The sequence below is a fragment of the Novosphingobium sp. FG90 genome (assembly GCF_057808725.1).
The window spans coordinates 67580-94165 of sequence record NZ_JBMDIO010000018.1 but is presented as its reverse complement, the minus strand read 5'-3'; the positions used below and the strand labels follow the sequence as shown (position 1 = coordinate 94165).

Here is a 26586-nt window from a genome sequence, read left to right as displayed (position 1 = left end):
ATTGAGAGCAGGTCTTTAAATCCCGCTCAGGCTGAGCTTGTCGAAGCCCCCGCCGGTATGCGCTGCGAAGGTGGGCATTCAAGGCCAGCGGTACCAGCCTTCGCTGGGATGACGACCAGCCTATGACCGATGGGGCACCGCCGAAGCGCGCCGGATCAGGTCCGAGAGGAAGAACGAGGGCTCCGACGCTGCCGAGGCCGGGCGGATCAGCTTGGCCGCCGCCGTGCTCGCCATCGTGCGGATCGGCCAGCGCACCGTCGTCAGCGGCGGCCAGATGTGCGCGGCGGTGGCGGTATCGTCGAAGCCGATGATCGACAGGTCTTCGGGCACGTTCAGCCCCCGCTCGCGCGCGGCGTGGAGGATGCCCGCCGCCATCTCGTCGTTGCTGGAGAACACGGCGCTGGGCGGCTCGGCGGCCGACAGCAGCTTTTCACCCGCCGCCTTGCCCGATTCGAAGCGATAAGTACCGCGCGCCGCGATCGCCGGGTCGAGCGTCAGGCCCGCCGCCGCGAGGCCGTCGAGGAAACCTTGTTCACGCTCATTGGCGGAGCGGAAGCCCTCCGGCCCTGCAACGAAGCCGATTCGCGTGTGGCCCAGTTCCACGAGCCACGCGACTGCCTCGCTCACCGCCTGCCGGTCGTTCGAGGCGACGAGGTGCTCGTCGTCGTCCAGCCGCGCCGAGCCCATGCGCACCAGCGTGCAGCCGAGATCTCGGCACAATTCCGCCAAGTCGTCGCGCTCGGACAGCGGCGGCAGGAGCATAACGCCGTAGAGCCGCTGCTGCTCGATGAAGCGGCGGATGTCCTCGGCCAGCGTCGGCGAATGGCGGTTCACGGGATGGACGACGAGCGCGAACTCGGTGTCGCGAATGGTGTCGAGGATGCCTTCCTGCACCCCCAGCACCATCTGCGCGTTGGGATTGTCGTGAATCAGGCCGATCAGAAAATTGCGCCGCAGCGCCAGTGCCCGCGCCTGCGGATTGGGCACGTAGCCAAGCGCGGCGATGACCGATTCGACCTTCTCGCGCGTCGCCTGGTTGAGCAGCGGCGACTTGTTGATGACGCGGCTTACCGTCTTCTTGGACACGCCGGAAATGCGCGCAACGTCGTTGATCGTGGGTTTCTGGCCTTCTGCCATGCGGCGTCCTTATGGTCTTGCGTCGGCGCGTTGGTCGATGGGCCGAATTTTTCCGGCTTGCCTTCAAGCGGGACGAAAGGCAAGATGACACCGGTTACCATTCCATTGCCTGTGCATTTGCATAGGCAGGAACAAGCCGCGGTGCGTCCAGAGCAGCGCGGCGGGTGACCAATCCGACAGAGCGGACACTCTGTACAGACGGGTCAGGATGGGCGTTTTGATGACACCGGTGTCGCCGGTAATCCAGCGCCGAACTGGCCGAAGCACGGTATTCTTTGGGTGTGGGGATTGTTTTGACAGACACGGCAAAGGCAGTCGCCGAAGCATTCGTGACGGCGCGGCGCGAGAAGCGCGCATTGGATTCCTATCCCGGACAGGCCCCGACCGATCTCGGCGGCGGCTATGCGATCCAGGATTTCGCCCTCGCCTTCGACGGGCGTGAAGTTGCGGGCTGGAAGGTCGGCAAGATCAACCCGCCGCTCGACGGGCAACTGGGTGCGAACCGGCTGGCCGGACCGATCTTCACCGACAGCGTGGTGACGGTGGCAGCGGGCGAATCGCCTGAGATGCCCGTCTTCGCCGACGGTTTCGCGGCGGGCGAGGCGGAGTTCCTGCTCCACGTCGCGGCAGGCTGGGACGGCACGGTGCCGCAGGACGACGCGGCCACCCGCGCGGTCCTCGACGCGGTGCACATCGGCATCGAGGTCGCCAGTTCGCCTTACCCGCGCATCAATGCGGATGGGCCGCCGGTGACGGTATCGGACTACGGCAACAATTACGGCATGGTCATCGGCCCGGTGCTTGAAGGCTGGGAGACGATCGACTTCAACGCGATCACCGTCCGCCTCGACATTGACGGCGAGACGGCGGGCGAGGCCACCACGGCGACGATGCTCGACGGCCCGCTGGGCGCGGTGCGCTTCCTGCTCGGCAACCTTGCCGCGCGCGGGATCGACTGCAGCGGCGGCACCTGGGTCTCGACCGGCGCTGTCACCGGGGTTCACGAGGTCGTGCCCGGCCAGCAGGTACTGGCGACTTTCGCGGGCCACGGTACGGTAGCCTGCGGCATCGTCGCGGCAAAACCCGCCTGATAGAACCAATTAGAGCGGCACACGAACAAGACGGTCGCAAGGGAGTAGGGAAATGGATGCAGGAACCGGCGGTACGGTAGGCCAGACGGCAAAAGTCGGGCGCTATCGCTGGGTCGTGGTGGCGCTGCTGTTCGCGGCAACCGCCATCAACTACGTCGACCGTCAGATGATCGGGGTGCTCAAGCCGACGCTGTCGGCAGAGTTCCACTGGTCCGAGTCCGACTTCGCGGGCATCGTGTTCTGGTTTCAGCTCGCCTACGCGGTCGGCTACCTGTCGTTCGGCAAGATCGTCGATACCCTCGGCGCGCGCCTCGGCTACACCGTCGCCATCGTCATCTGGACGGTGAGCCACATGGCGCACGGTTTCGCCACCGGGCTGACCTCGTTCGCGATGGCGCGCTTCGGCCTCGGCGTCGGCGAATCGGGCAACTTCCCCGCCGGTATCCGCGCCGTGACCGACTGGTTCCCCCAGAAGGAGCGCGCCTTCGCGATCGGCGTGTTCAACGCGGGCGCCAACGTCGGCGCGATCGTCACCCCGCTGCTCGTGCCGTTATTGGTGCTGTGGTTCGACTGGCGCATGGCGTTCTTCGTCACCGGCCTGTTCGGCATCATCTGGCTCGCCGTGTGGTGGGCCGTCTACCGCCATCCGGACGAGCACCCGCGCGTCACTGCGGCCGAACTCGCCTACATCAAGCAGGACCCCGCCGACCCGGTCGAGAAGATCGGCTGGAGCCGCCTGCTGGTGGTCAAGGAGACCTGGGCCTACGCGCTGGGCAAGTTCCTGATCGACCCGATCTGGTGGTTCTTCCTGTTCTGGCTGCCCGGCTACCTGTTCGAGCGCTACGACCTCGACCTCAAGACCTTCGGCCTGCCGCTCGCCGCGATCTACCTGATCTCGGACGTAGGCAGCATCGCGGGCGGCTGGATGTCCTCGAAGCTCATCAAGGCAGGCCGTACCCCCAACTTCTCGCGCAAGGCGACCATGCTGCTCTCGGCGCTGTGCGTGCTGCCGATCTGGTTCGTGCTGGGCGTCGACAACGTGTGGGTCGCGGTGCTGGTGATCGGCCTTGCCACGGCGGCGCACCAGGCGTTCTCGGCCAACCTCTACACCCTGCCGTCCGACGTGTTCCCGCGCGGCGCGGTGGGCTCGGTGGTGGGCATCGGCGGCACCGTGGGCGCGTTCGGCGGCATGGGCATGGCGCTGTTCGCGGGCTACATCCTCGACGCCACGCACAGCTACGAGGTGCTCTTCGCGATTTGCGCGAGCGCCTACCTGATCGCGCTGGCGGTGGTCCACGTCCTCAGCCCGCGTCTGGCGCAGGCGCGGGTCAAGGCGGCCTGAGCATGGAGATCGACCGCAGGGCTCTGTTCGCCGGAGCCCTCGCGGCTTCGGTGATCCGCACGATACCGGCGGGGGCGCAAACGCCCCCGCCGCGTCCGTTTCACGAGACCGGAGAGGTCATCGACCTCTGGCCCGGCACGCCGCCGGGAGCCCCTTCCCCGCTGCCGGTAGAGATCGCGACCGAGCGCTCCGCCAACCCCGCCCAGCCCGACCGCGTGATCGCGGGGATCGCCCGGCCGCGCATCACCGCCTTCCGCCCGAAGTATCCCAACGGTGCGGCGCTGCTGGTGATCCCCGGCGGCGGCTACCGCGAGGAATCGCTCGACAAGGGCGGCATTCAGGTCGCCCAGTGGCTGACCGAGCACGGCTACACCGCCTTTGTGCTGACGTACCGCCTGCCCGGCGAGGGCTGGCAGGACCGCTCCAACACCCCCCTCGCCGACGCCCAGCGCGCCATGCGGCTGATCCGCGCGAAGGCTGCGGGCTTCGGGATCGTGCCGGAGCGGGTGGCAGTGATGGGATCGTCCGCGGGCGGGCACTTGTGCGCCGACCTCGCCAGCCGCTTCGCGTTTCCCGCTTATGCTCCGGTAGATGCGGCGGACAGCCTCTCCGCCCGGCCGTTCTGCGCCGCGCCGCTCTATCCGGTGGTAAGCATGGACGCAGGCGTGACCCACGCCGGATCGCGCGAGAAGCTGCTCGGCCCGAACCCGACGCCCGCGCTGGAGGCGGCGCATTCGGTGGACCGCAACGTCAGCCCTGAGAGCCCGCCGCATTTCATCGTCCATGCCGAGGACGACGCCACCGTGCCGGTCGAGAACGCGCTGCGTTTGCGCGCGGCGCTGCGCAAGGCAGGGGTGACGGTGGACCTGCACCTCTTCGCCGAGGGCGGCCACGGGTTCAACTTGTGGAACATCGCGGGCAAGCCGGTCGCCGCATGGCCCGGCCTCTGGCTCGACTGGGCGAGCCGCTGCGGACTTGGCTGACGTCGTCCCGGACTTGATCAATGGGGGCTTCGACAAGCTCAGCCTGAGCGGATTTGAGAGGTTTACATTTACCCCCGCTCACCCTGAGCTTGTCGAAGGGTCCCGGATCAAGTCCGGGACGACGAGTAAAAAAACAGGGATGAACCGGCTCCCGGAGGGGTGGGAGCAAGTTCATCCCTGCGTCACGATGCGGGCGTTTGGAGCCACCCACACCTAGGGTGAGTAACGTCAGGCCGTCTCGCGCAGCGAAGCCTTGGCCTTTTCGACGAGCGCGGCGAGCATCGCCTGCTCTTCGGCAGTGAGGTCGGTCAGCGGCGAGCGCACCGGACCCGCCGGGCGACCGATCACGTTCATGCCCGCCTTGACGATCGACACCGCATAACCGGTGCCGCGATTGCGGATCGCGATGTAAGGCAGCACGAAGTCGGTCAGACCCGCAAGGATCGCCGCCTTGTCGCGCGCGCGGACCGACTTGTAGAAGGCCAGCGCCCACTCCGGCATGAAGTTGAAGATCGCCGAGGAGTACGTCGTCACGCCCATTTCCAGATAGGCGGGGGCGAAGGTCTCGGCCGTGGGCAGGCCGCCGATATAGGTCAGGCGGTCACCCAGCTTCGCGTAGATGCGCATCATCAGCTCGACGTCACCGACGCCGTCCTTGTAGCCGATGAGGTTGGGGTTGCGCTCGGCAAGACCGGCCAGCGTGTCCTCGGTGACGATCGCGTTGTCGCGGTTGTAGACGATGACGCCCAGCGAGGTCGCCTTGCACACCGCCTCGATGTGCGCGGCAAGCCCCTCCTGCGTGGAGTTGACGAGGTAGGGCGGCAGCAGCAGCAACCCGTTGGCGCCCGCCTTCTCGACGTTCTGCGCCATCTCCACCGCGATCGCGGTGCCGTAGCCGCAGCCCGAGAGCACCGGCACCTTGCCCGCGGCTTCCTCGACCGCCGCCTTCACGATCACCGGGACTTCGGCCGGGGTGAGCGAGAAGAACTCGCCGGTGCCGCCCGCCGCGAACAGGCCGGCCACGTCGTAGTCCGACAGCCAGCCGAGATGGTCGCGATAGGCCGCCTCGTCGAACTTCAGGTCGGCGTCGAAGTGCGTGACCGGAAACGAGAGGAGACCCCCGCCGATACGGGCGGCCAAATCCTGAGGCGACATCGCTTAATGCTCCAATTGATCCTGTAGAGCCTTTGCTACCTGCGCGGGGCGGCCGCGCCCATCGCTGGGACTGGATCGATTTATGTCGCAGCGGCATCGATCAGCGCCCATCGATGCATCGCGCGCTTTTCCTCCGGCCTCATGCGCGGTAGGCATGAACGATGTTCGAACTCACGCACTTGCGCTGCTTCGTCGTCCTCGCCGAGGAACTGCACTTCGGCCGCGCCGCCGAGCGGCTGCACATGACCCAGTCGCCGCTCAGCCGCCAGATCCAGGTGCTGGAGCGCATCCTCGGCGTCGAGCTGTTCAACCGCACCAGCCGCCGGGTGACGCTGACGCTGGCGGGCGAGACCTTCCTTCACGAAGCGCGGCGCATCGTGCGCCTGTCCGAAAGCGCGGCGCTGGCGGCGCGGCGGGTGTGGAAGGGGGAGACGGGGCGCATCTCGATCGGCTTCACGGCGGTCTCGGGCTATGTCCTGCTGCCGCGCATCGTCAAGCGCGCGGCGGTGGAACTGCCGGGGCTGGAACTGCAGCTGCACGAACTGGTCTCGGGCGATCAGTTCGAGGCGCTGCATACCGGCATGATCGACCTCGCGCTGGTGCGCCCGCCGGTGGACAAGGTGCAGTTCGATTCGGCGCCGCTGCTGCTGGAAAGCCTGCTGGTGGCGCTGCACGAGGACGATCCGCGCGCGGGGCAGGAGCGTTTCACGCCGGGCGATTTCGACGGGCAGGATCTCGTCATGTATGCCCAGCGCGGGGCCGGGTACTTCAACCTGTTGCTGTCCAGCCTGTTCGAGCGGGCCGGGGCAGCGCCCAGCTACGTGCAGTACGTGACGCAGATCCACTCACTGCTGGGGCTGGTCGGCGCGGGGCTCGCGCCGGGGATCGTGCCCGAGGCGGCGGCGGGACTCCATCCGCGCGGGGTGGTGTTCCGGCCCTTCGAGAGCGAGCCCGCCGCGCCGGTCGAACTGCATCTGGCGTGGCGGCGGGAGAGCGAGAACCCGGCGCTGCCGGCGTTCCGGGAACTGTGCCTGAAGGCGATGGCGGAAGGCTGAATTCCTCCCCGAGACAAGCTCAGGGAGGAATTTAGGTTCACCCCATCTGCGGCCACGCCAGCGTCGGCGGCTGGCTGAACCGGCTCATCTCCAGCACCATCCGCGCACCCGCGCCCGGCTCCAGCCTGAGCGCCACGTCGCGGTCGCCCACAGGCATGCGCCTGTCGCCGATCCGCACCGCCTCGATGCGATGCTCGCCATAGCCACCACCGCGGATCACCAGCCGCCGCGCCAGCGCGGGGTTGAGGTTCACCAGCGAGAGCGTCGTCGTGCCCGCGTCCATCTTCTCGACCAGCGCCGCCACGTCCTCGGGCAGGCCCGGACGCTTGCGGTCGGCGTCGAAGTGCCGCAGCCGCGCGAAGAGCAGCGTGCCGCCCTGGTTGGGAGAGGTCTTCGACCATGGCGGCCGCGCGACGTGGATCGCGCCCATGGTCTGGTGCAGCAGCGCCGTCACCGAGACCGGGTTGCGCTCGATCGGGTTGTCGGCGAGGCGGGTGGCGGCAGTCGTCCTGTCCTCGTGGACGCGGACCATCTGCGTGCGTACCCGCTCCATGTCGTCCAGCAGCGACTGTTCGGCCCAGCCGTCCTGCTTACCGTCGAGGAACTGCGTCCACGGCGTCGGCTCCATCGCCGCGCGGTCGGCCTCGGCTTGCGACAAGTACCAGATCTCGCCGGTATTGAAGCGGTAGGAGCCGGGCTTGAAGCTGTACCACCCCTGTGCACCGTGCATCGTGGGCGCGGAGAGCACCCCGTCGATCTTGCGCGACTGTGCGTTGATCGCCGCGTTCTGGTCGCGCCAGACCTGCAGGTAGCGGTCGTCGCCGGTCGCCATGTAGGCGTTCATGAAGCCCATGATCGCGCGCGGGATGCGGTTGCGGTCCTCGCGCTTGCCGGTGACGGGGTTGATCGGGCTGAACCCCCAGCCATAGGTGCCGCCCCACCAGTGACCGCCCGCGCCGCCGCCGACCTTGCCGTCCGGCCCGATGTTGCTGGGGAGGATGCCGTGGTTGGCCTTTGCCCGCGCCGCCCATGCCTCGACATATTCGAGCATCCAGTCGCGGAAGCGCGCCTCGCCGGTCAGCATCCAGGCGTTGAAGCCCAGCGCGGTCGAATGCAGGTTCAGCGGGTTGTCGCCGACCGTCTCGGTATATTCGCGGTAGTGCTCCAGCGTGTCCTTGTAGCTCGATTCGCCGTGGACCATCTCGAAGGGCGCGGTGTCGAAGGGGTCGCCCGCCCAGTCGAGCATCGTCGCCGGGCGCATCAGCGGGCCGATGCTGCCGTTGAACATCGAACGGATGAGCCTCAGCTTCGGATCGTAGTTGCGCGCGATGGGATCGCGGCCGGTGTAGAAATCGGCGAAGCGGCGGGCGCGCTCGATCAGCTTGCGGTCGTCCGGGTTGCACAGGCCGAGTTGGTTGAAGGTGGTCAGGCCCTCGCTGATGTGCTGCCAGTCCATCTGCGGCGGGAATTCGCGCACGTACATGCCGTTCCGGCCCATCAGCACGTCTTTGGTGCGGGCGCGGGAGTATTGCGCGAAGTGGGCTTCCTGCACCTTCTGTGCGAGGTCGAGCAGGCCCGCCTCGCCGCCAATGAGGTAGAGGTAGGGCCAGTCGTTGATCGCCTCGATGGCGTCGTCGGGGCCGTCGTTGGCACCCCAGCGCAGGAACGCCTCGATCTCGTGCTTCGCGTTGAAGTAGCGGTCGTGGAAGGCGCGGGCGGCGTCGCCCTGCATGGCGATGAGGTGCCGCTGCAGTACCGCCCAGCGCGGCGCGGCCATCGGCGTGTCGATGGCGATCTCGGCCGATCCGGCGCGGGCTATGGCCGGAACCAGCATCAACGCGCCGGTGGCCAGCAGTACGGTACGACGGTCGAGATTCATGCGGCAAGCTCCAGTCGCTCAAGCTTCTGCACGACGACGAAATAGGCAACGATGGTCAAGAGGCAATGCGCGCCGACGAAGACGAGCGCAGTGTCGAACGATCCCGCCTGCGCGACGAGGATGCCCACGACGATGGGCGTGACGATCCCGGCGGCATTGCCGAAGGTGTTGAACACGCCGCCCGCCAGCCCTGCCAGCTTGCGCGGCGCCACGTCGGACATCACCGCCCAGCCGAGCGAGGCGACGCCCTTGCCGAAGAACGCGACCGACATCAGCAGCACCACGCCGACCTGGCTCTCCACTTTGGCCGCAACCATGATCAGGCTGGCGAGCAGCATCCCCGCCAGCAGCGGCGCCTTGCGCGCCATCGTGATCGAGCCGGTGCGCGCCAGCAGCACGTCCGACATCACGCCGCCCGCGACGCCGCCGACGAAGCCGCACAGCGCGGGCAGCGCAGCGACGAACCCGGCTTCCATGATGTTGAAGCCACGATCCTTGACCAGATAGATCGGGAACCACGTCACGAAGAAGTAGGTCAGCACGTTGATGCAGTACTGGCCGAGGTAGACGCCGATCATCATCCGGCTGGTCAGCAACTGGCGCACGTTGTTCCAGGTGAAGGTCGGCTCGGCCTTTTCCTTGCGCCCCTCGGGCTCGACGAGGCCGCCGCCTTCGCGGATCAGTTCGATCTCGGCGGCGTTGGCCCACTTGTGGCGGGTCGGCTCGCGGATGAAGGCGGCGAAGGCGCACATCGCCATCAGGCCGAGCGCGCCCATCACGAAGAACACCGCGCGCCAGCCGAACTCATGGACCACCCAGCCCATCAGCGGCGCGAAGGCGACGAGCGAGAAGTACTGCGCCGAATTGAAGATCGCCGAGGCCGTCCCGCGCTCGCGCGCCGGGAACCATGCGGCGACGATCCGCGCATTGCCGGGGAACGAGGGCGCCTCGCATAGCCCGACGAGGAAGCGCAGCAGGAACAGCTGCGTCACCACCGTCGCGCCGAGGATGAAGCCCGCGAAGCCCTGCAGCACGGTGAAGAACGACCACGTCCCGATCGCCGCGATGTAGATCGGCCGCGTCCCGAACCGGTCGAGCAGCGCACCGCCGGGGATCTGCGCCAGCGAATAGGCCCATGCGAAGGCGGACAGGATGAACCCGGTCTGCACCGCATCCAGCCCCAGCTCCGCCGAGGCCTCTATCGCTATCGCCGTGGGCGAGCGCGCGCTCGATCGCATCAGGATGCCATTTTCCGCTTTCGTTCAGCAGCGTCGATGCGGTTGATCGAAAACCGTGGGCCGTCATTTCATAGGTCGAGTAACCTAGGCGCCTGAGACCGGCATTGATCGTGTTGTCGCTCATGGGCCGGGCGCGGGAGCGGATCGATGGAAAGAGATAGCCTTTTGGTCCTGTCAACGCATGGACCTGCTTCAGCATTGTCAGAACCTGTCGCGACAATGGAACCAGATGGTCTTTTCGCATCTTCGTCTTGGCTGCCGGGATCGTCCATAACGCGTTCTCGAAATCGACTTCTTCCCAGGTCGCATGTCTTAGCTCGCCAGGGCGCACAAACACGTGAGGGGCGATTTGCATGGCCAGCTTCGAAATGGGCTGGCCATCGTACCCGTCTATTGCCCGAAGCAAATCCCCAACTCGCGACGGTTCGAGAATGGCGCCATAGTGCGTCACACTAGGCGAAGTGAGCGCGCCTTTGAGGTCTCGGGTGGGATCTGATCTCAGGCGGGCTGTCGCCACAGCATACCTAAACACCGCGCCGGCGAGTTGAAGCGTTCTGCGCGCGCTCTCCAGCTTGCCCTTACTTTCGATACGGCGAACGGCCGCCAGCACGTCTATCGGCTCGATCTCCGCTATTGGCATGTTGCCGATCGAGCCCCTTAACAGTGAAAGCAGATACTCGCTTCGGGTCGCCGTGGCGGGCGCCCAACCCTTTTGCCCGTCACGCTTGCGCTTTTCGCAAAATTCGGCAGCTATTGCCGAGAACGTGTTGGACGCCTGCATCTGGGCTCGGACTTTGGCGCGCCTCTTTTCGACGCCCGGGTCTTTGCCGTCCAGCAGTAACTGACGGGCCTCGTCGCGCCGACGCCGGGCATCCGCCAGACCGACTTGGGGATAGACACCGATCGCGAGGGTCTTCTCTTTGCCGTGGATGCGATACTTGAGCCGCCAGAGCTTGCCGCCTCCGGTGGCGATCAAAAGAAATAGTCCCAGCGAATCACCAAGCTTGTACGGCTTTGCTCGGGGCTTGGCATTGCGAATAGCAACGTCTGTAAGGGCCATATTCCGCGCCGTTCGCGAGATGACTCCCCAAGAATGGGGGCATCTCAAATCGACCCGAGAACGCGAGACCCCAAAAGACCCCCACAAAGGCGTGGATGCCGGTGGACGGGGGTACGCAAACCCGGACGAACCAAGGCACAAAAGCCTAGGTTTTCTGCGGGTTTTATATCATTTTACGGGTGATTTTTGAAGGGCGAATGGAGCGGGTAGCGGGAATCGAACCCGCATAGCCAGCTTGGAAGGCTGGAGCTTTACCACTAAGCTATACCCGCTCATCGCGCCGTACCGCGTGCCCTCGTGGTAGTTCGGGCCGCGTCGTGCGAGGCGCTTGCCACGGTCGGGGCACCGGCGTCAACGCCTCTCTTGCATTCTTGCGACACGGTCATGCACGCACCGGAGGATCGCCGGGGCGGCTTCTGCCGCCAAAGGCACGCAAAACTGCCGATCCGGACCAATCGAACCGCCTCAGGCATCGTGCATCCCGGCTTCGACGTATTCTCTCATATGTGCAGCGATGATAGCCTGACGTCCCACAGGCTGCTGACGATAACGAGGTTACCATGAACACGCCCCGGACGCGCATCCCCGCCGAAACCGCCTCCGCGCGGCGGCGCAACCCGCTCGACCTACTGATGAATTCGGGGCTGGGCAAGCTGCTGCGCGGCATCGGAGTCGCGCCGCGGCCGGCCAGCGGGGAAAGCCTGCTCGACCTTGCCGATGCGCTGCTGTCACTGCGCGGGCGCGCTTCCGGTCCGGCGCTCGCCTCGGCGTTCTTCGATCTCTACGAGGCGAGCGATCTTGCCGCCCGGCAGGAATTTCTCGGCAAGGTGCACGACCTGCACCCTGCCGACGCCAAGGCGATCGACCAGGCAATCGCCAGATGGAACGACAAGCGGGACGAGGCTTCCGCCCTTGCCCTCAACGTCGCCAGCAAATCGCCCAGCCGGCGGCTGATCAACCAGCTGAACCTCGCGCCTCAGGGTACCCAGCGGCTGATCGACTTGCGCGAGGATCTGCTGGCGGTTCCGCGCTCGGCCTCGACCTCCGGCCTTGCGGCGCTGGACCGCGACCTCGAGAACGCCTTCACGGCATGGTTCAACGCCGGATTCCTCGAACTGCGGCGGATCGGGTGGGACAGTTCGGCGCAGTTGCTGGAGCGGATCATCCGCTATGAGGCGGTGCACCAGATCCAGGGCTGGGAAGACCTGCGCCGCCGGGTCGAGCCGGTCGATCGGCGCTGCTACGGCTTCTTCCACCCGCAGATGCGGGACGACCCGCTGATCTTCGTCGAAGTCGCTCTGACGCCGCAGATCCCCGGCTCGATCCATGACATCATCTCGGAAGAGCGCGAGACGATCCCCCCGCGCGAGGCGAACTGCGCGATCTTCTATTCGATCAGCAATTGCCAGGTCGGGCTGAAAGGTATTCCCTTCGGCAATCACCTGATCAAGCGCGTCGTCGGCCTGCTCAAGGAAGAACTGCCGCACCTCAAGACCTTCGCGACGCTGTCTCCGGTACCGGGCTTCGCGAAGTGGCTGGCGAAGGAGCAGGACGCCGACGCCGCGGTCCCGGGCGCGCAGGAATTGCGCCGGCTGGCGGCGCGCTATCTCGTCGAGGCGAAGAAGGGCGGGCAGCCGCTCGATCCGGTGGCGCGCTTCCACCTCGGCAACGGCGCGCGGCTGGAGGCGGTCCACGCCAACGCCGACCTTTCCGCCAACGGCCAGAAGCAGGCGCACGGGGTCATGGTGAACTACCTCTACGACCTTGCCGACATCGAGGCGAATTTCTTCGCGCTGACCGAACTGGGCACCGTCGTCACCTCGAAGGCGGTGCAGGCTCTGGTAGAGGAACCGGAAGGCGGCCCGAAGAAGGGCGGCAAGAAGGCGAAGGAAGCCGTCGCAGCCTGAAGGCATCGTCCCGGACCTGAACCGGGACGAGGGGAACTCAATGCCCCTCGAAGGCCATCAGCGCCTCGGCCGGGACGCCTGCATCGCGCAGCCGCTGCGCGCCGCCGAGGTCTGGCAGGTCTATCGCGAAGAGCGAGTGCACCACCTCTCCCCCCGCGCGGCGCAGCAGTTCCACCGCCGCCAGGGCCGTGCCGCCGGTCGCGATGAGGTCATCGACCAGCACCACCCGCGCCTCGTCGGGCACTGCGCCGGGATCGACCTCCAGCGTGTCGGTGCCGTACTCCAGCGCATAGTCGATCGCGAGGACCGCGACCGGCAGCTTCCCAGGCTTGCGCACCGGCACGAAGGGCAGCCCCATGCGCGCGGCCATGGCGGCGCCGAACACGAAGCCGCGCGCCTCGATCCCGGCGATGACCTGCGCGCCCGCCGCATCGGCGCGATCCGCCATGTGGCCCACCGCCGCCGCGAAGCCGGGGCCATGGCCGATCAGCGTGGTGACGTCGCGGAACAGGATTCCGGGCTTGGGGAAGTCGGGGATCGTGCGCACCAGCTGGCGCAGGTCTTCGACGGTCACTTTTGCATCTCCGGCAGCTCATACGCAAAGCGCCCCGCCATCACCGTGGATGGCGGGGCGCCGAAGCCCTTAGCAGGTGGAAGCGCTCAGGTCAGTGCTTCTTTCCGGCCCAGATGTTGCGGTAGGACATATAGCCCAGCACCGTCGCGAAGATCAGGAACAGCACCACGGCAAGGCCGGTCTGGTTGCGCTTTTCCAGCTTCGGCTCGGCGGTCCAGACGAGGAAGGCGGCAACGTCCTTCGACATCTGGTCGACGGTCGGCTTCGGGTTGCCCGGGCCGTATTCGACCTGTCCGTCGCCGGTCAGCGGCGGTGCCATCGCGAGGTTGAGGTTCGCGAAGTACGGGTTGTAGTGCAGCCCGTCAGGCGTCTTCGAATCCGGGAACTCCTTGAGCAGCTCGGCTGGCTGGGCCTGGAAACCGGTCAGCAGCGAATAGACGTAGGGTCCACCGTCATGGCGCGCCTTGGTCATCAGCGAGAGGTCGGGCGGGATCGCGTTGTTGTTGGCAGCGCGCGCTGCGACATCATTCGCGAAAGGCTTGGGGAAGTAGTCCGTCGGCATACCCGGCCGGGTGTTTGCCTCGCCGGTGGTGGGGTCGATGCCGGGGACCTGGAAGCCCGCCGCGATCGCCTTCACCTGGCCTTCGGAATAGCCCAGCGCCCCCAGGTCGCGGAAGGCGACGTGGCTGAGCGAGTGGCAGGCCGAGCAGACTTCCTTGTAGACCTGGAAGCCGCGCTGCAGCTGCTGCTTGTCGAACTTGCCGAAGGGGCCGTCGCTGGCGAGGTGGAGTTCCTTGGGGTGCAGGTGGAACTCGTGCTCCGCCGTCGCTGCGGGCGGTTCGGTGATCTGCGTGTAGGCGCCCTTGCCGAACGACCACGCCAGCGCGACCGTGAAGAACAGCCCGACGAGGATCGAGAGAATGCGTGCCATGTCTTTCGTCTTTCGTTCTGGCTGGATCAGACGGCCGAAGCCGGGGCGGCGGAAACGTCGGAGCCGGGCGGCAACAGGGCCTCGTCATCCTTGCCGAGCACCGATTCGGTGATCGAGAAAGGCAGCGGCAGCGGCTTCTCGATCGCCGAGACCACCGGGATGATGATGAGGAAGTGCGCGAAGTAGTAGAGCGCCGCCAGCTGCGAGATCATCACGTAGGGCTCTGCCGCCGCGGCGCCGCCGCAGTAGAACAGTACCAGCATCGCCGGGATCAGGCCGAAGAAGAAGAACTTGCGGTACAGCGGACGGTAGCCGCCCGAACGCACCGGCGACTTGTCCAGCCAGGGCAGGAAGAACCACACCAGGATCGCGCCGAACATGGCGAGCACGCCCATCAGCTTGGCCGGGATGAAGAAGAAGTCCTGCGTGAAGGCGCGAAGGATCGCGTAGAACGGCCAGAAGTACCATTCGGGCACGATGTGCGCGGGCGTGCTCATCGGGTTCGCCGGAATGTAGTTGTCCGGGTGGCCGAGCGCGTTGGGGAAGTAGAACACCGCGATCGCGAAGAGGATCGCGAAGACGCCGATCGCCCAGCCGTCCTTGGCGACGTAGTAGGGGTAGAACGGCACCGTGTCCGAGCTGGACTTCACTTCCACGCCGGTCGGGTTCGACGAGCCGGGAATGTGCAGCGCCCAGATGTGCAGGATCACCACGCCCAGGATCACGAAGGGCAGCAGGTAGTGGAGCGAGAAGAAGCGGTTGAGCGCGGCGTTGTCAGGCGCGAAACCGCCCAGCAGCCACTGCTGCAGCGGCTCGCCCACGAAGGGGATCGCGCCGAACAGGCCGGTGATGACCTTGGCGCCCCAGAAGCTCATCTGGCCCCAGGGAAGCACGTAGCCCATGAAGGCGGTGGCCATCATCAGCAGGAAGATCACCACGCCCAGCAGCCACACCATTTCGCGCGGCGCCTTGTACGAGCCGTAGTAGAAGCCGCGGAAGATGTGGATGTAGATGACGACGAAAAAGGCCGAGGCGCCGTTGGCATGCGCATAGCGCATCAGCCAGCCCCAGTTCACGTCGCGCACGGTCATCTCGATGGTGTCGAACGCCACGGCGGTATTGGCCGCGTAGTGCATGGCCATGACGATGCCGGTGACGATCTGCAGCACGAGGCAGAGCCCCGCCAGGAAACCGAAGTTCCAGAAATAGTTGAGGTTGCGCGGAACCTCGTAACCGCCACCCACGGCATTGTAGACGAGGCGCGGGATCGGCAGCCGTTCGTCCATCCACTTCATCAGCGGGTGCGCGGGGGTGTAGTGCTTTGCCCAGGGAAAGCTCATGTTCTTGATCCTCTCTCTTGGGCTCAGCCGATTTTGACGACGGTGTCGGACGAGAACTCGTACTTCGGCACCTCAAGGTTCTTGGGCGCGGGGCCTTTGCGGATGCGGGCGGCCGTGTCGTAGGACGAACCGTGGCAAGGGCAGAAGTAGCCGCCGAACTCACCCTTCACTTCACCCTCGCCGGCGCCCAGCGGCACGCAGCCGAGGTGGGTGCACACGCCCATGGTGATGAGCCAGTTCTCCTTGCCCTCCTTGGTGCGCTCCTCAAGCGTCTGGGGATCGCGCAGCGAGGACACGTCGACCGCGTTCGCCTCGGCGATTTCCTTCGGCGTCAGGTTGCGCACGAAGACCGGCTGCTTGCGGAACACCGCCTTGATGGCCTGACCGGGCTGGATCGCCGAGATATCGATTTCGGTGGAGGAAGCCGCGAGAACGTCGGCCGATGCCGACATCTGGCTTACGAGCGGGACGACGATCCCGATTCCTGCAACGCCTGCAGCGCTGACTGCGGCGATGTTGATGAAATCGCGCCGCCTTACGCCCTCTGTTTCTGCCATGTTTGCCCTTGCCTTGCTTTCGACAACCCTCTCTGCCGGAGGTGCGGCAGGAGGTCTATCAGACCGAATGGTATCCTGGTATCCCCCGTACCGGTTGCGAGCCACAGGCAAAACCCATGAATCTCCCGGCTTTGGGGCTTCTGTTATACATGAACGTCGCCTGTGCCAACCTTGATTTTGGTCAAGGCAAGCTACTGTAACAGCCGGAAGTTAGGCGAGTGGACTTGGCGATACCCGCGATTTCGGAAGCGGGACGTGGTAGCGACCCGCTCGGGCTGCCGAAGCATGGCGGGCGATGGCGCCCGGCCTCGGGGGGCTTCGACAAGCTCAGCCTGAGCGGGTTGGGGGCCGTCGGGTGAGAAGGCGATGTTTCGCCCCTTCCCCCGCGTCATCCTGAACTTGTTTCAGGATCCATCGGGCAGTTTGTACCGGAGCCGGAAGGCGAAAACCGCCCCGTCGATTTAGTCGCTCACAGACCAGGCAATCGGCCTGATGGACCCTGAAACAAGTTCAGGGTGACGGTGGGGTTGGGGTAGGGAACCGCCGTTCTAGTAAAAGACCGTCATCCCAGCGAAGGCTGGGACCGTTGTGACCATCATGAGCCCTATCGGCAGGGCAGGGCGAAATTCATCGCGGCGTCGCCGAGAAGTTGCGAGATGACGAGAGCGGTCCCAGCCTCCGCTGGGATGACGATGATGTTTGCACGGCAGCTTTGGGGTGGACGCTGCCGGTCACCAACCTCGTCATTATGAGCAATGACGAAGCGCCGAGCCCTCAGCCCAACCCGATCAGCGAGATTTGCCGTCCGTAGCTCAATTCCCCGCGATGGGTGGCGCGGCGGAAGGAGTAGAACCGCTCGGGCTCGGCATACGTATCCAGCCGCAGCCCCTCGGGATGCGCGATCCCGGCGAGGCGCAACCGGCACAGCACGTAGCCTTCGAGGTCGAACTGGAAATGATCGGGCCGCCCTTCGCGGAAGAACCGCGCATTGGGCAGGTCGTCGGCAAGGAAGCGCTCGCGGAACCCTGCGTCCACCTCGTAGGAATCCTGCGCGATGCACGGCCCCACCACCGCGACGATGCTTTCCCGCCGGGCGCCCAGCGCCTCCATCGCGGCGATGGTGGCATCGGTGACGCCGCCGAGCGCGCCGCGCCAGCCGGCATGGGCCGCGCCGATCACCCCCGCCTCGCGGTCGGCTAAGAGCACCGGCGCGCAGTCGGCGGTGAGGATGCCCAGCACCGCGCCGGGCCGGTCGGTGACGATGGCGTCGGCCTTGGGGCGGTCGTCCTCGGACCATGGTTCGTCGCCCAGCACCGCGCAGTCGGCGGAGTGGACCTGATAGACCGTGACCAGCCGCGCGCCGGGTAGCACCGCTTCGGCCGCCAGTGCGCGGTTGCGTTCGACGAGGTCAAGGTCGTCGCCCGAACCGCGCCCGACGTTGAGGCCCGCGACTTCGCCCTCGCTGACACCGCCCCGGCGGCCAAGGAAGCCGTGGGGGATACCTTTGAGAAGGGTCGCGCGGTTGACTTCGACCGGCTCAGCCAAGGGACTTCGACACCTGCTCGCGCACGTCGCGCGAAAGGTCGGGAAGTGCCGCGATGCGCTCCAGTTCGGCGCGCATCATCGCCGCGCGGACCGGCTCGATCCGGCGCCAGCGGCCCAGCGAGGGCACGAAGCGCGCCGCCGTCTGCGCGTTGATCGGGTCGAGGCGGCGGATCAGGTCGCCGATCATGCGGTAGCCCTCGCCGCTTTCATCGTGGAACGCCCTGGGGTTCACCGCCGCCGCCATGTAGAGCGCGCGCACGCGGTTGGGGTTGGTCATCGTGAAGTCGCCATGCTGCGCCAGCGCCGCGATGTGCTCCAGCACCTTCGGGTTCAGCGCGCCCGCCTGCAGCGAGAACCACTTGTCGATGACGAGCGCATTGCCTTCGTAGCGATCGTGGAAATCGGCCAACGCCGTCTCGCGCTCGGGCGCGTCGAGGCTGGCGAGGACCATGAGCGCGCCCTGGCGGTCGGTCATGTTGTCGGCCGCCTGGTACTGCGCGAAGGCACGGCTAGCGCCCTCGGCCGGGTCGCCACACGCGATCAGCACCAGCGCCTGCGTCTTGATCTTGCGGGCACCGCGCGCCGCCGCCTCACGCGAATAGGGCACGGCGACGGCGCGGTCGTGGAGCGCCTTGAGCGGACCGGCGAGTTCGCGGCCCAGCCATGCCTTCAGCGCTTCGCGCTCGGCATGGATCGCGCCGGGGTCGGAGACGGGGAGCTGCTCGGCAAGGTAGGTTTCGGCGGGCAGGATCATCAGCTCGCCGCGCATCAGGTCGTCGAGCGCGGGGTCGGCGATCACCGAACCGTAAGCCTCGCCGATCGCGGCGCGCCCCTCGGCCCGCGCGGCATCGTCGAGCTTGCCCGAGACGGCGGCGACAAGGTGCTGGACGACGAGGCCCTGCATCGCCTCGTAACGGGCGAAGGGATCGTCGTCATGCGCGGCGAGGAACACGAGGTCGGCGCTGTCGCGTTCGAACTCGATCGCCACCGGCGCGGAGAAGCCGCGATTGATCGACAGCACCGGCGGCTTCGCGAAACCATCGAAGGTGAACGTGTCGCTGTCCTTGTCGAGAACGATCAACTGCTCGCCCGAATGGGTGCCGGTGTCGCGGTCGAACAGGGCGACGCGCAAGGGGATCGGCATGGCCTGCTTCTCCGGCTGTCCGGGCGTCGCGGGGACCGTCTGGGTGAGCTTGAGGACCGTTTGGGTGCCGTTGTGTGCCATCTCGGCAGCAACCTGCGGGGTGCCGGCCTGCGAGTACCAGAGGCGGAACTGCGTGAGATCCAGTCCGGCGCCGTCCTCGATCGCCTTGACGAAATCCTCGCAGGTCGCGGCCTCGCCGTCGTGACGGTCGAAGTAGAGGTCGGTGCCTTTCCGGAACCGCTCGATGCCCGCCATGGTGCGCATCATGCGGATCACCTCGGCGCCCTTGTTGTAAATCGTCGCGGTGTAGAAGTTACTGATTTCCTGATAGGAATCGGGACGGATCGGGTGAGCCAGCGGGCCGGAATCCTCAGGGAACTGGGCGATGCGAAGGACGCGCACGTCCTCAATCCGCTTGACCGCCTCGCTGCCCATGTCGGCGCTGAACAGCTGGTCGCGCAGCACGGTGAAACCCTCCTTGAGGCTCAGCTGGAACCAGTCGCGGCAGGTCACGCGATTGCCCGACCAGTTGTGGAAGTATTCGTGGCCGATCACGCCCTCGACGGCATCGTAATCGCCATCGGTCGCGGTCTCCGGGTCGGCGAGGACATAGCGCGTGTTGAAGACGTTGAGACCCTTGTTCTCCATCGCGCCCATGTTGAAATCGGACACGGCGACGATGTTGAAGAGGTCGAGATCGTACTCGCGCCCGAACGCTTCCTCGTCCCACTTCATTGAATTGATGAGGGAATCCATCGCGTGTTGGGTACGGTCCTCGTCACCGGGGCGGACCCAGATGTTGAGATCGACCTTGCGTCCGCCCATCGTCTCGAAGGTGGCGTGGTTGGCGATCAGGTCGCCCGCGACCAGCGCGAAGAGATAGCTCGGCTTCGGCCAGGGGTCGTGCCATTCGGCCCAGTGAGTGCCGTCCTCTGCGTCACCGCTGGCGGTGCAGTTGCCGTTGGCAAGGAGGATGGGGAACTGCGCCTTTTCGCCGCTCATCCGCACCGAGTAGGTGGAGAGCACATCGGGCCGGTCGGGGAAGAAGGTGATGCGGCGGAAACCCTCGGCCTCGCACTGGGTGCAGAGCATCCCGTTCGAGGCGTAGAGCCCCATCAACTGGCTGTTCGCGGCGGGGTTCAGCGCGGTCTCGACTTCGACCGAATGAGCCTCGCCGGTCAGCTCGACGAGGAGGTCGGGGCCATCCAGGCGCCAGTCGTTGACGTCGCGCCCGTCCACCCGCACGCCGACCGGCGCGATCTGGTCGCCGTTGAGGCGCAGCGCCGTCGCGCCGTTGCCGTCAGGATTGCGCGCGACCGACAGCGTCGCGGTGACATGCGTGGCATCGACGCCGAGCCGGAAATCGAGCGAAACCTCGGGCACCAGCCAGGCAGGCGGCAGGTAATCCTCGCGTCGGATCACCGGGGGCGCGGCAGGCGGCGGCGCAGCGTCGGCGATCTGGGTGTTCTCGGCGGGCTCGGAGGGTCTGCTGGCGATGTCCATGTGCGTTACTTAGAGGCTCGGCTAGCGATTGCCAGAGCCCCTTTCGTCGTCCCGGACTTGATCCGGGGCCACCGGCGGTCTTTAGGTGTCACCTGACGGCTCGCGGCGAGGTCAACCCTTCACGGCCGGCGGTCCCGGATCAGGTCCGGCATGACGAGGATGGAGAACCGATGCCCCGCCTGTTCATCTTCGGTCTCGGCTATACCGCCGGTTTCATCGCGACGCTGTTCGAGGCGAACGGGTGGGAGGTGATCTCGACCGGGAGCGAAGGCACCCTCGCCTTCGACGACGAAGGCAGCGTGCGGCTTGCCCTTGCGGATGCGGACCACGTGCTCTCCTCCGTCCCTCCGGGGCGCGAGGGACGGGGCGAACCGCTGGACTTCGTGCTCGACCGCTATGGCGATGCGCTGAGGGGATTCGGGCGAGCCGAGGCGCTGTCCTATCTTTCCTCAACCGGCGTCTACGGCGACACGGGGGGCGCCTGGGTCGACGAGAGCGCTCCAGTAGGCACCGGCCGCCGCATCGCCCGTGCCGAAGCCGACGCGGCATGGCTGGCGCTGGGCGCGCGGGCCTATCGTCTCCCGGGCATCTACGGCCCGGGCCGCTCGGTGCTGGAACGGCTGGCACAAGGACGCGCGCACCGCATCGACCTGCCTGGGCAGGTCTTCAGCCGCGTCCATGTCGAGGACATCGCGGCCGCCGTGCTCTGCGGCGTGCTGGCGGGGGCCTCGGCTCCGGCCGGGCCATACAACCTCGCCGACGACCTGCCCTGCCCGCAGAACCTGCTGGTGGAGGAAGCCTGCCGCCTCACCGGTGCGCCGCCGCCGCCCTTGCAGGCTTTGGAAGAAGTCGAAATCTCGCCGATGGCGCGGGCGTTCTACGCGGAGAACAGGCGTGTCGCCAACGGCAAGGCAAAGCGCGTGCTCGGCTGGCGGCCGCGCTATCCAACCTATGTCGAGGGCCTAGCCGCGCTTGTGCGTGACCTCTAGCCGCGCTTGCGCGCCGCCAGCGCGATCACTAGCCCCACCAGCGCCAGCACCGCGCCGCCGACCGCGAGGCCGGTCCAGCGATAACCCTCGAACAGCGTCGAAAGCGCCATCGCCACCACCGGCACCGCGACGCCGTTATACGCCGCCCGCCCCGCGCCGAGCTGGCGGATCAGCATGAAATAGAGCGGGAACGTCACGACCGAACCCATGATCGCGAGGTAAAGGATTCCCGCCAGGTACTCCCAGCGCGTCTCGATCACCGGCGCGCCGACCGTCGCGAGGCTCCAGGCCGCATCGATCGCCGTTCCCGCCAGCATGGCCCATGCGAGCATCGGCACCATCGGCTGGCTGCGCCCGATACGGCTGGCCTGCAGGACGTTCGCCGCCGAAGCGCTCAGCAGACCCGCGCACGTGATGAGCACGCCCAGCGCGATCCGTCCTTCGGGCGGGGCGGAGCGGTACTCGTGGAGCATCAGCAACGCGATGCCGCCCATCGCCACCAGCGATCCGGCGATGAAGCCGCCGCCCACCTTCTGTTCCAGGAAGATGCGTGCCAGCACCGCGTTTGGCACCATGAGCAGCGCATAGAACACCGCGACAAGGCCGGAGGTCAGATGCATTTCCGCCCGGTAGACGAACTGGAAATTGCACACGAACTGCGCAAGACCCACCAATAGCGCCAGCATCACGCCTTCTCGTGAGAGCCTGAGCGATTCCCGCCGGACCAGCGCCAGCACGAACATGCCCGCGCAGGCAACAAGGAAACGGTACGTGATCGACCAGCTCGGCGGCACCGACCCGACCTGATCCTTGATCACCAGCCAGGTGGACCCCCAAATCGCGGTGACGACGAGGAAAGCGAGGATCACCTTGGCCCGGGAGACGGGCTCCTCTCCTGCGATGGTGCCGGTCACAGCGCTGTCAGCGCCGCGGCAAGGGCCGAGACGTGCGCGTCCTTCGCATCCCACGAGGTCACCAGCCGCGCCGCGTCGGCGCCCCAGTCGTAGAAGGCGAAACCCTGAGCGCGCAGCGCCTCGCGTTCGGCGGCGGTGCAGGTGAGGAAGATCTCGTTGGCCTCTACCGGATGGAGCAGACGGTCCGGCGCAGCTGCGGCGATAGCGGCGGCGGCCGCATTGGCGGCGCGCGCGTTGTCGAGCCAGAGGCCGTTTTCCAGCATCGCGAGGATCTGCGCGGCCATGAAGCGGCCCTTGGACTGCAGGTGCCCGGCGCGCTTGCGGCGGTAGCGGATCGTGCGGGCGGCCTCGACGTCGAAGAAGACGATGGCCTCCGCGCTCATCCCGCCGTTCTTGACGAACCCGAAGCTCAGCGCATCGACCGCGCCTGCAACCTCTGCCGGGGCGCAGCCGAGATGCGCCACCGCATTACCGAAGCGCGCTCCGTCCATGTGCAGGCCGAGGCCGCGCGCCTTCGCGAAGGCGGCGATCGCGGCGATTTCCTCGGGCCGATAGACGCAGCCGTATTCGCTCGCCTGCGTGATCGAGATCGCGTGGGGCTGAACCTGATGGACGTCGTCGCGGATCGGGTCGATCACGGCGGCCAGGGTTTCGGGCGTCACCTTCGCGCTCTCGCCGTCCGCCAGCAGCAGTTTGGCGCCGTGGAGGAAGAAGCCCGGTGCGCCCGCCTCGTCCATCTCGATATGCGCCTCGCGGTGGCAGACGACAGCGCCGTGCGGTGGGACCATGGCAGCGAGGGCAAGGCAGTTGGCCGCCGTCCCGCTCGCTACCCAAAGCACCGCGCATTCGCGCCCGAACAGCGCCGAGAACGTAGCGTCGAGCCGCTGGCTCAGCGCGTCGTTGTCATAGGGCGCGTCGGGGGCGTCGGCGTCCATCATCGCCTTCCAGACGGCGGGATGGACGGCGGCGGCATTGTCGGACGTGAACTGCATGGCCATATGCCCTGTGAGCGCGCGAACGCTGCGTCAAGCGCGCAACGAGGAGAACCGCCCCATGGTCGGCGTCACCATTACCAAGCACGAGTTCGGCTCGGCCGGAGAGTACCACGCCCACGTCGCGGACAGCGAGCACATCGGCCGCCTGACGTGGACCGAACGCGGTCTGGTCCGCCATGCGGAACATACGCTGGTCCCCGAGGCGATCGGCGGGCGCGGCGTCGCGGGTCGGCTGGTCGAGGCGATGGTCGCCGATGCGCGGGAGCACCACTTCCGGATCGCACCGGACTGCAGCTACGTCGCGGCGGCGTTCAAGCGGCATCCGGAATGGGCTGACGTGAAGGCGTGATGTAAAGGCGCCCAGCCTCGGGGGCTTCGACAAGCTGTGCCTGACCCTTCGACAAGCTCAGGGTGAGCGGAGGTAGTGCAAAACCTATAAACCCGCTCAGGCTGAGCTTGTCGAAGCCCCCGAGGCGGGGCGCATCACGTCCTAGAAGACGTAGCGCTCCAGCCGCTCTTCAGGAACCGCGTCGCCAGCCCGGCTAGAAAGGCCGCGCCGCGCGGCATCACGCTCTCATCGACCATCATCCTGGTCGAGTGGATGCCGCAGCACTGCCGCCAGTCCGCGCCTTCGTGGCTGACGCCGAGGAAGAACATGGCGCCGGGCACTTTCTCCAGCACATAGGCGAAGTCCTCCGCGCCCATGATCGGGTCGGCGAGGCGCAGGAATGCCGCCTCGCCAAGCAGGTCATGGGCGACGGCCTCGCCGAAATCGACGGCGCCGGCGTCGCACAGGGTGACCGGGAAGCCCTCGATCACCTCGACCTCGGCCTTGAGGCCATGCGCGCCCGCGATCCCGGCGGCGAGCAGGGGCAGTTCGTCCTTGAGCCGCGCGCGGTGGGCGGGCGAGAGCGTGCGCATCGTGCCGGTCAGGGTCGCGGTATCGGCGATGACATTGTGCGCGGTGCCCGCCTCAATCTTGGAGATGGTGACGACGACCGGATCGAACACGCTGAACCGGCGCGCCACCATGGTCTGAATGGCGGCGACGATCTCGCAGGCGATCGGCACCGGGTCGAGCGTATCATGCGGCATCGAGGCATGGCCGCCGCGCCCGGTCACGGTGATCCTGAGCTGGTCCGCCGCTGCCAGCAAAGCGCCCGCGCGTCCGCCGATCAGGCCATGCGGGGCATTGGGCATGACGTGGAGCGCGAAAGCGGCATCGGGGAGCGGGTGGTCGAAGCCTTTGCCGCCGAGCAGTCCGTCCTCCAGCATGAAGCGGGCGCCGTGATAGCCTTCCTCGCCGGGCTGGAACATGAAGCGGACCTCGCCCGCGAGGCGATCGGCCTGCGCGCAAAGCAGCCGCGCCGCGCCCGCCAGCATGGCGACGTGGGTGTCGTGGCCGCAGGCGTGCATGACGCCGGGAATGGTGGAGGCGAAGTCGAGCCCGGTCTCCTCGGGCATCGGCAGCGCATCCATGTCGCCGCGCAGCAGGACCGAGCGGCCCTCTCCCGCGCCGCCCTTCAGCGTCGCGACGAGGCCGGTGGTGGACGGCCCCTCCGCCCATTCGAGCGGCAGGTCGGCCAGCGCGGCGCGGATCTTGTCGCGCGTCCTGGGGGTATGGAGGCCGATCTCGGGTTCGGCGTGGATCGCACGGCGCAGGGCGACGATGCTTTCGGAAAGGGCGGCGGCTTCGGCAACGAGGGTCATGCCGCGCATGATACGCGCGGACGTTTCGCTGTCGAGCCGGGCGTTACTCTTCCGGCCCGACCTCGACGTCGTCAGGCACCCCGACCGCGATCTTGCCCGCATCCACCTGCTTGAGCGTGCGCCATGCCATCACGCCCATCGCGACATAGGAGGTCGCCCCCGCCAGCGCCACGGCCCAGGCCGCGCCGCTCGGGCCGATGGGGATGAACTGCCACAGGCCCACGCCCAGCGCCGCCAGCGCGATAAGCCGCGCGACGAGCGACTGGCGCGCCTTGCCGGTCGAGTGGAGCACCGGCTCGAACGCCACGCTGGCAAGGTCGAAGCTGGCGGCCACGGCCAGCGGGATGAGGATCGAGGCGCCGCTTTCGAAGGCATCGCCGCCGATCATCGCCAGCAGCTGCTCACCGAAGAAATAGGCGACCGCCACCACGGCAAGCCCGGCGCCGCCCGCGATCAGGCTGGTCTGCAGCGCCAGCTTGCGGAATTCCTCGGCCTTGGAGGCGACGCGCACGCGCGCGACTTCCGCATAGACCGAGCGGGTCAGCAGGGTCGAGAGCTTGCTCAGCGCCTGCGACAGCTGCGAGGCAAGGCGATAGAGGCCCGCCGCCCTGGTGCCGACCCAGCCGCCGACGACCAGCAGCGGCCCGTTCTTCATCGCCGCGTCGATCGCCGATCCCATGTAGGTGACGAAGAAGAACTGCGTGACGCCCGGATTCTCGCGGATCGCGCGGCGCAACTGGAAGAGGTAGGAAATCCGCACCGCCTGCGGGCTGAGCCGCCGGGCCATGATCCAGTAGAGGATCGCCTCGAGAATATCGATTGCGGCCCAGGCCGCAAGGAACCGGCCGACGGTCGGCCCGGTGAACCAGATGATCAGCGCGGCAACGAGACGCCCGCTCGGCACGATCGCCTCGACATAGACGGCCATGTCGAAGCGGTTGAGCGCGCGCACGATCCCGGTCGGGGCCGAAACCAGCGCCCAGAGCGAGCCGACGCAGTACCAGAACGCGACGTGGATGAAGCTGGGGTTGAGGTCCAGCATATGCGCGAATCCGAAGATCAGGATCGCCGCCAGCCCGCAGCCGAGAATCGCGCCGACCGCGTCGATCACCCCGCACAGCATGCCGAGGCGGCCGAACTTCTCCCAGTCCTTCGCGTGGACGTGCTCCGACCCGTAGCGCACCACGACGCGCCAGGTCTGGAACCCCGCGAGCGAGGTCAGCGCCTGCGCGGTGCCGAAGATGAGCGAGAAGTGCCCGAAATCCTTGAGACCGAGAGTGCGCGTCTGGATGGCAAGGTAGGCAAGGCCGCAAATCGCGCCGAAGCCCTTGCCGCCGAGCAGCCAGGCGGTGTTCTGGAGTATCCGCCCTAGCGGAGATGCACTCTCCTGGCGGTAGCGTTTGGCGGACATTGGCTCGCATTTGGACGAGGGGGCGGACAGTTGCAAGGGTAGGCTCGCTCTTCTTGTACGTATGGCCGGCTCGGATCGCCCCGCCAGAGCTTTCCCTTTCGCAGTGCAGTCGCTAGATGGCCCCTT

The 26586-nt window shown here is 66.9% G+C and carries 21 protein-coding genes, 1 tRNA gene and 1 pseudogene; 7 read left to right on the top strand and 16 right to left on the bottom strand.

Annotation, left to right across the window (positions count from 1 at the left end):
* Positions 1-120: 120 nt before the first annotated feature.
* On the bottom strand, positions 121-1137 hold the full coding sequence (locus ACODRZ_RS16360; protein WP_488972028.1) for a LacI family DNA-binding transcriptional regulator: 1017 nt from the start codon (positions 1135-1137) through the stop codon (positions 121-123).
* A 293-nt stretch (positions 1138-1430) separates the two neighbouring features.
* Between ACODRZ_RS16360 and ACODRZ_RS16355 the strand changes: the two genes are divergently transcribed.
* Genes ACODRZ_RS16355 through ACODRZ_RS16345 form a run of 3 tightly spaced genes read left to right on the top strand, consistent with a single transcriptional unit; the run spans position 1431 to position 4553 of the window.
* Positions 1431-2228 (top strand): 2-keto-4-pentenoate hydratase, encoded by a 798-nt coding sequence (locus tag ACODRZ_RS16355; RefSeq protein ID WP_285020174.1) that lies wholly within the window; start codon positions 1431-1433, stop codon positions 2226-2228.
* Between the two features lie 52 nt (positions 2229-2280).
* Entirely contained in the window at positions 2281-3570 is a 1290-nt protein-coding gene (locus ACODRZ_RS16350; protein WP_488972029.1) for an MFS transporter, read from the top strand.
* A gap of 2 nt (positions 3571-3572) precedes the next feature.
* Complete coding sequence (locus ACODRZ_RS16345) at positions 3573-4553, top strand: alpha/beta hydrolase (RefSeq protein WP_488972030.1); 981 nt, start codon at positions 3573-3575, stop codon at positions 4551-4553.
* Between the two features lie 228 nt (positions 4554-4781).
* Here ACODRZ_RS16345 and kdgD read toward each other — a convergent pair whose 3' ends face one another.
* Positions 4782-5708: a 5-dehydro-4-deoxyglucarate dehydratase gene (kdgD, locus tag ACODRZ_RS16340; RefSeq protein ID WP_488972031.1), complete on the bottom strand. Its 927-nt coding sequence runs from the start codon at positions 5706-5708 to the stop codon at positions 4782-4784.
* 161 nt (positions 5709-5869) lie between these two features.
* Between kdgD and ACODRZ_RS16335 the strand changes: the two genes are divergently transcribed.
* Positions 5870-6763 (top strand): LysR family transcriptional regulator, encoded by an 894-nt coding sequence (locus ACODRZ_RS16335; protein WP_488972032.1) that lies wholly within the window; start codon positions 5870-5872, stop codon positions 6761-6763.
* 37 nt (positions 6764-6800) lie between these two features.
* On the opposite strand, the gene ACODRZ_RS16330 is transcribed toward ACODRZ_RS16335, so the two are convergent.
* From ACODRZ_RS16330 to ACODRZ_RS16315, 4 genes and pseudogenes are all read right to left on the bottom strand, one after another.
* Entirely contained in the window at positions 6801-8642 is a 1842-nt protein-coding gene (locus tag ACODRZ_RS16330; RefSeq protein ID WP_488972033.1) for a DUF8034 domain-containing protein, read from the bottom strand.
* The gene (locus ACODRZ_RS16325) at positions 8639-9880 is read right to left on the bottom strand and encodes an MFS transporter (RefSeq protein ID WP_488972034.1); all 1242 of its coding nucleotides are present in this window, start codon (positions 9878-9880) and stop codon (positions 8639-8641) included. Before ACODRZ_RS16325 ends, ACODRZ_RS16330 begins: the two co-directional genes overlap by 4 nt.
* Before the next feature lie 28 nt (positions 9881-9908).
* Positions 9909-10940: pseudogene (locus ACODRZ_RS16320) on the bottom strand (tyrosine-type recombinase/integrase); the annotation flags it as partial.
* A 198-nt stretch (positions 10941-11138) separates the two neighbouring features.
* A tRNA-Gly gene (locus ACODRZ_RS16315) sits at positions 11139-11212 on the bottom strand.
* Between the two features lie 288 nt (positions 11213-11500).
* On the opposite strand from ACODRZ_RS16315, the gene ACODRZ_RS16310 reads away from it, so the two are divergent.
* The gene (locus ACODRZ_RS16310) at positions 11501-12847 is read left to right on the top strand and encodes a malonyl-CoA decarboxylase domain-containing protein (RefSeq protein WP_488972035.1); all 1347 of its coding nucleotides are present in this window, start codon (positions 11501-11503) and stop codon (positions 12845-12847) included.
* A 37-nt stretch (positions 12848-12884) separates the two neighbouring features.
* On the opposite strand, the gene ACODRZ_RS16305 is transcribed toward ACODRZ_RS16310, so the two are convergent.
* The 6 genes from ACODRZ_RS16305 to pepN form a co-directional block, all read right to left on the bottom strand.
* Positions 12885-13421, bottom strand: coding sequence for an adenine phosphoribosyltransferase (locus tag ACODRZ_RS16305; protein WP_488972036.1), 537 nt, complete (start codon positions 13419-13421; stop codon positions 12885-12887).
* Between the two features lie 91 nt (positions 13422-13512).
* Positions 13513-14352, bottom strand: a complete 840-nt coding sequence (locus ACODRZ_RS16300) for a cytochrome c1 (protein WP_488972037.1) — start codon at positions 14350-14352, stop codon at positions 13513-13515.
* A 26-nt stretch (positions 14353-14378) separates the two neighbouring features.
* Complete coding sequence (locus tag ACODRZ_RS16295; RefSeq protein WP_488972038.1) at positions 14379-15692, bottom strand: cytochrome b; 1314 nt, start codon at positions 15690-15692, stop codon at positions 14379-14381.
* A 23-nt stretch (positions 15693-15715) separates the two neighbouring features.
* A complete protein-coding gene (petA, locus tag ACODRZ_RS16290) occupies positions 15716-16249 on the bottom strand; it encodes a ubiquinol-cytochrome c reductase iron-sulfur subunit (protein WP_488972039.1) in 534 nt (177 codons plus the stop codon).
* A 774-nt stretch (positions 16250-17023) separates the two neighbouring features.
* Positions 17024-17794 (bottom strand): peptidoglycan editing factor PgeF, encoded by a 771-nt coding sequence (pgeF, locus tag ACODRZ_RS16285; protein WP_488972040.1) that lies wholly within the window; start codon positions 17792-17794, stop codon positions 17024-17026.
* Positions 17787-20441: an aminopeptidase N gene (gene pepN, locus ACODRZ_RS16280; RefSeq protein ID WP_488972041.1), complete on the bottom strand. Its 2655-nt coding sequence runs from the start codon at positions 20439-20441 to the stop codon at positions 17787-17789. Before pepN ends, pgeF begins: the two co-directional genes overlap by 8 nt.
* A gap of 170 nt (positions 20442-20611) precedes the next feature.
* Here pepN and ACODRZ_RS16275 point away from each other — a divergent pair, with 170 nt between their 5' ends.
* A complete protein-coding gene (locus tag ACODRZ_RS16275) occupies positions 20612-21430 on the top strand; it encodes a Rossmann-fold NAD(P)-binding domain-containing protein (RefSeq protein WP_488972042.1) in 819 nt (272 codons plus the stop codon).
* Here the strand turns inward: ACODRZ_RS16275 and ACODRZ_RS16270 are convergent.
* Both ACODRZ_RS16270 and ACODRZ_RS16265 read right to left on the bottom strand, forming a co-directional pair.
* The gene (locus tag ACODRZ_RS16270; RefSeq protein WP_488972043.1) at positions 21427-22344 is read right to left on the bottom strand and encodes a DMT family transporter; all 918 of its coding nucleotides are present in this window, start codon (positions 22342-22344) and stop codon (positions 21427-21429) included. The genes ACODRZ_RS16275 and ACODRZ_RS16270 overlap by 4 nt on opposite strands.
* Entirely contained in the window at positions 22341-23336 is a 996-nt protein-coding gene (locus ACODRZ_RS16265; protein WP_488972044.1) for a threonine aldolase family protein, read from the bottom strand. The genes ACODRZ_RS16270 and ACODRZ_RS16265 overlap by 4 nt, the downstream gene beginning before the upstream one ends.
* 61 nt (positions 23337-23397) lie before the next feature.
* Here ACODRZ_RS16265 and ACODRZ_RS16260 point away from each other — a divergent pair, with 61 nt between their 5' ends.
* On the top strand, positions 23398-23688 hold the full coding sequence (locus ACODRZ_RS16260; RefSeq protein ID WP_488972045.1) for a GNAT family N-acetyltransferase: 291 nt from the start codon (positions 23398-23400) through the stop codon (positions 23686-23688).
* 134 nt (positions 23689-23822) lie between these two features.
* On the opposite strand, the gene ACODRZ_RS16255 is transcribed toward ACODRZ_RS16260, so the two are convergent.
* Together ACODRZ_RS16255 and ACODRZ_RS16250 are read right to left on the bottom strand one after the other, a co-directional pair.
* Positions 23823-25058, bottom strand: coding sequence for a M20 metallopeptidase family protein (locus ACODRZ_RS16255; RefSeq protein WP_488972046.1), 1236 nt, complete (start codon positions 25056-25058; stop codon positions 23823-23825).
* A gap of 34 nt (positions 25059-25092) precedes the next feature.
* Positions 25093-26460 (bottom strand): lipopolysaccharide biosynthesis protein, encoded by a 1368-nt coding sequence (locus tag ACODRZ_RS16250; RefSeq protein WP_488972047.1) that lies wholly within the window; start codon positions 26458-26460, stop codon positions 25093-25095.
* Between the last annotated feature and the right edge of the window lie 126 nt (positions 26461-26586).

Bases quoted from the DNA above. Each gene is read 5' to 3' on its own strand.
- ACODRZ_RS16265 (WP_488972044.1), bottom strand. From the start codon at position 23,336: ATGCAGTTCACGTCCGACAATGCCGCCGCCGTCCATCCCGCCGTCTGG.
- pepN (WP_488972041.1), bottom strand. From the start codon at position 20,441: ATGGACATCGCCAGCAGACCCTCCGAGCCCGCCGAGAACACCCAGATC.
- ACODRZ_RS16335 (WP_488972032.1), top strand. From the start codon at position 5,870: ATGTTCGAACTCACGCACTTGCGCTGCTTCGTCGTCCTCGCCGAGGAA.
- ACODRZ_RS16345 (WP_488972030.1), top strand. From the start codon at position 3,573: ATGGAGATCGACCGCAGGGCTCTGTTCGCCGGAGCCCTCGCGGCTTCG.
- ACODRZ_RS16310 (WP_488972035.1), top strand. From the start codon at position 11,501: ATGAACACGCCCCGGACGCGCATCCCCGCCGAAACCGCCTCCGCGCGG.
- ACODRZ_RS16360 (WP_488972028.1), bottom strand. From the start codon at position 1,137: ATGGCAGAAGGCCAGAAACCCACGATCAACGACGTTGCGCGCATTTCC.
- ACODRZ_RS16250 (WP_488972047.1), bottom strand. From the start codon at position 26,460: ATGTCCGCCAAACGCTACCGCCAGGAGAGTGCATCTCCGCTAGGGCGG.
- ACODRZ_RS16300 (WP_488972037.1), bottom strand. From the start codon at position 14,352: ATGGCACGCATTCTCTCGATCCTCGTCGGGCTGTTCTTCACGGTCGCG.
- ACODRZ_RS16255 (WP_488972046.1), bottom strand. From the start codon at position 25,058: ATGCGCGGCATGACCCTCGTTGCCGAAGCCGCCGCCCTTTCCGAAAGC.
- petA (WP_488972039.1), bottom strand. From the start codon at position 16,249: ATGGCAGAAACAGAGGGCGTAAGGCGGCGCGATTTCATCAACATCGCC.
- ACODRZ_RS16275 (WP_488972042.1), top strand. From the start codon at position 20,612: ATGCCCCGCCTGTTCATCTTCGGTCTCGGCTATACCGCCGGTTTCATC.
- kdgD (WP_488972031.1), bottom strand. From the start codon at position 5,708: ATGTCGCCTCAGGATTTGGCCGCCCGTATCGGCGGGGGTCTCCTCTCG.
- ACODRZ_RS16325 (WP_488972034.1), bottom strand. From the start codon at position 9,880: ATGCGATCGAGCGCGCGCTCGCCCACGGCGATAGCGATAGAGGCCTCG.
- ACODRZ_RS16350 (WP_488972029.1), top strand. From the start codon at position 2,281: ATGGATGCAGGAACCGGCGGTACGGTAGGCCAGACGGCAAAAGTCGGG.
- ACODRZ_RS16295 (WP_488972038.1), bottom strand. From the start codon at position 15,692: ATGAGCTTTCCCTGGGCAAAGCACTACACCCCCGCGCACCCGCTGATG.
- ACODRZ_RS16260 (WP_488972045.1), top strand. From the start codon at position 23,398: ATGGTCGGCGTCACCATTACCAAGCACGAGTTCGGCTCGGCCGGAGAG.
- ACODRZ_RS16330 (WP_488972033.1), bottom strand. From the start codon at position 8,642: ATGAATCTCGACCGTCGTACCGTACTGCTGGCCACCGGCGCGTTGATG.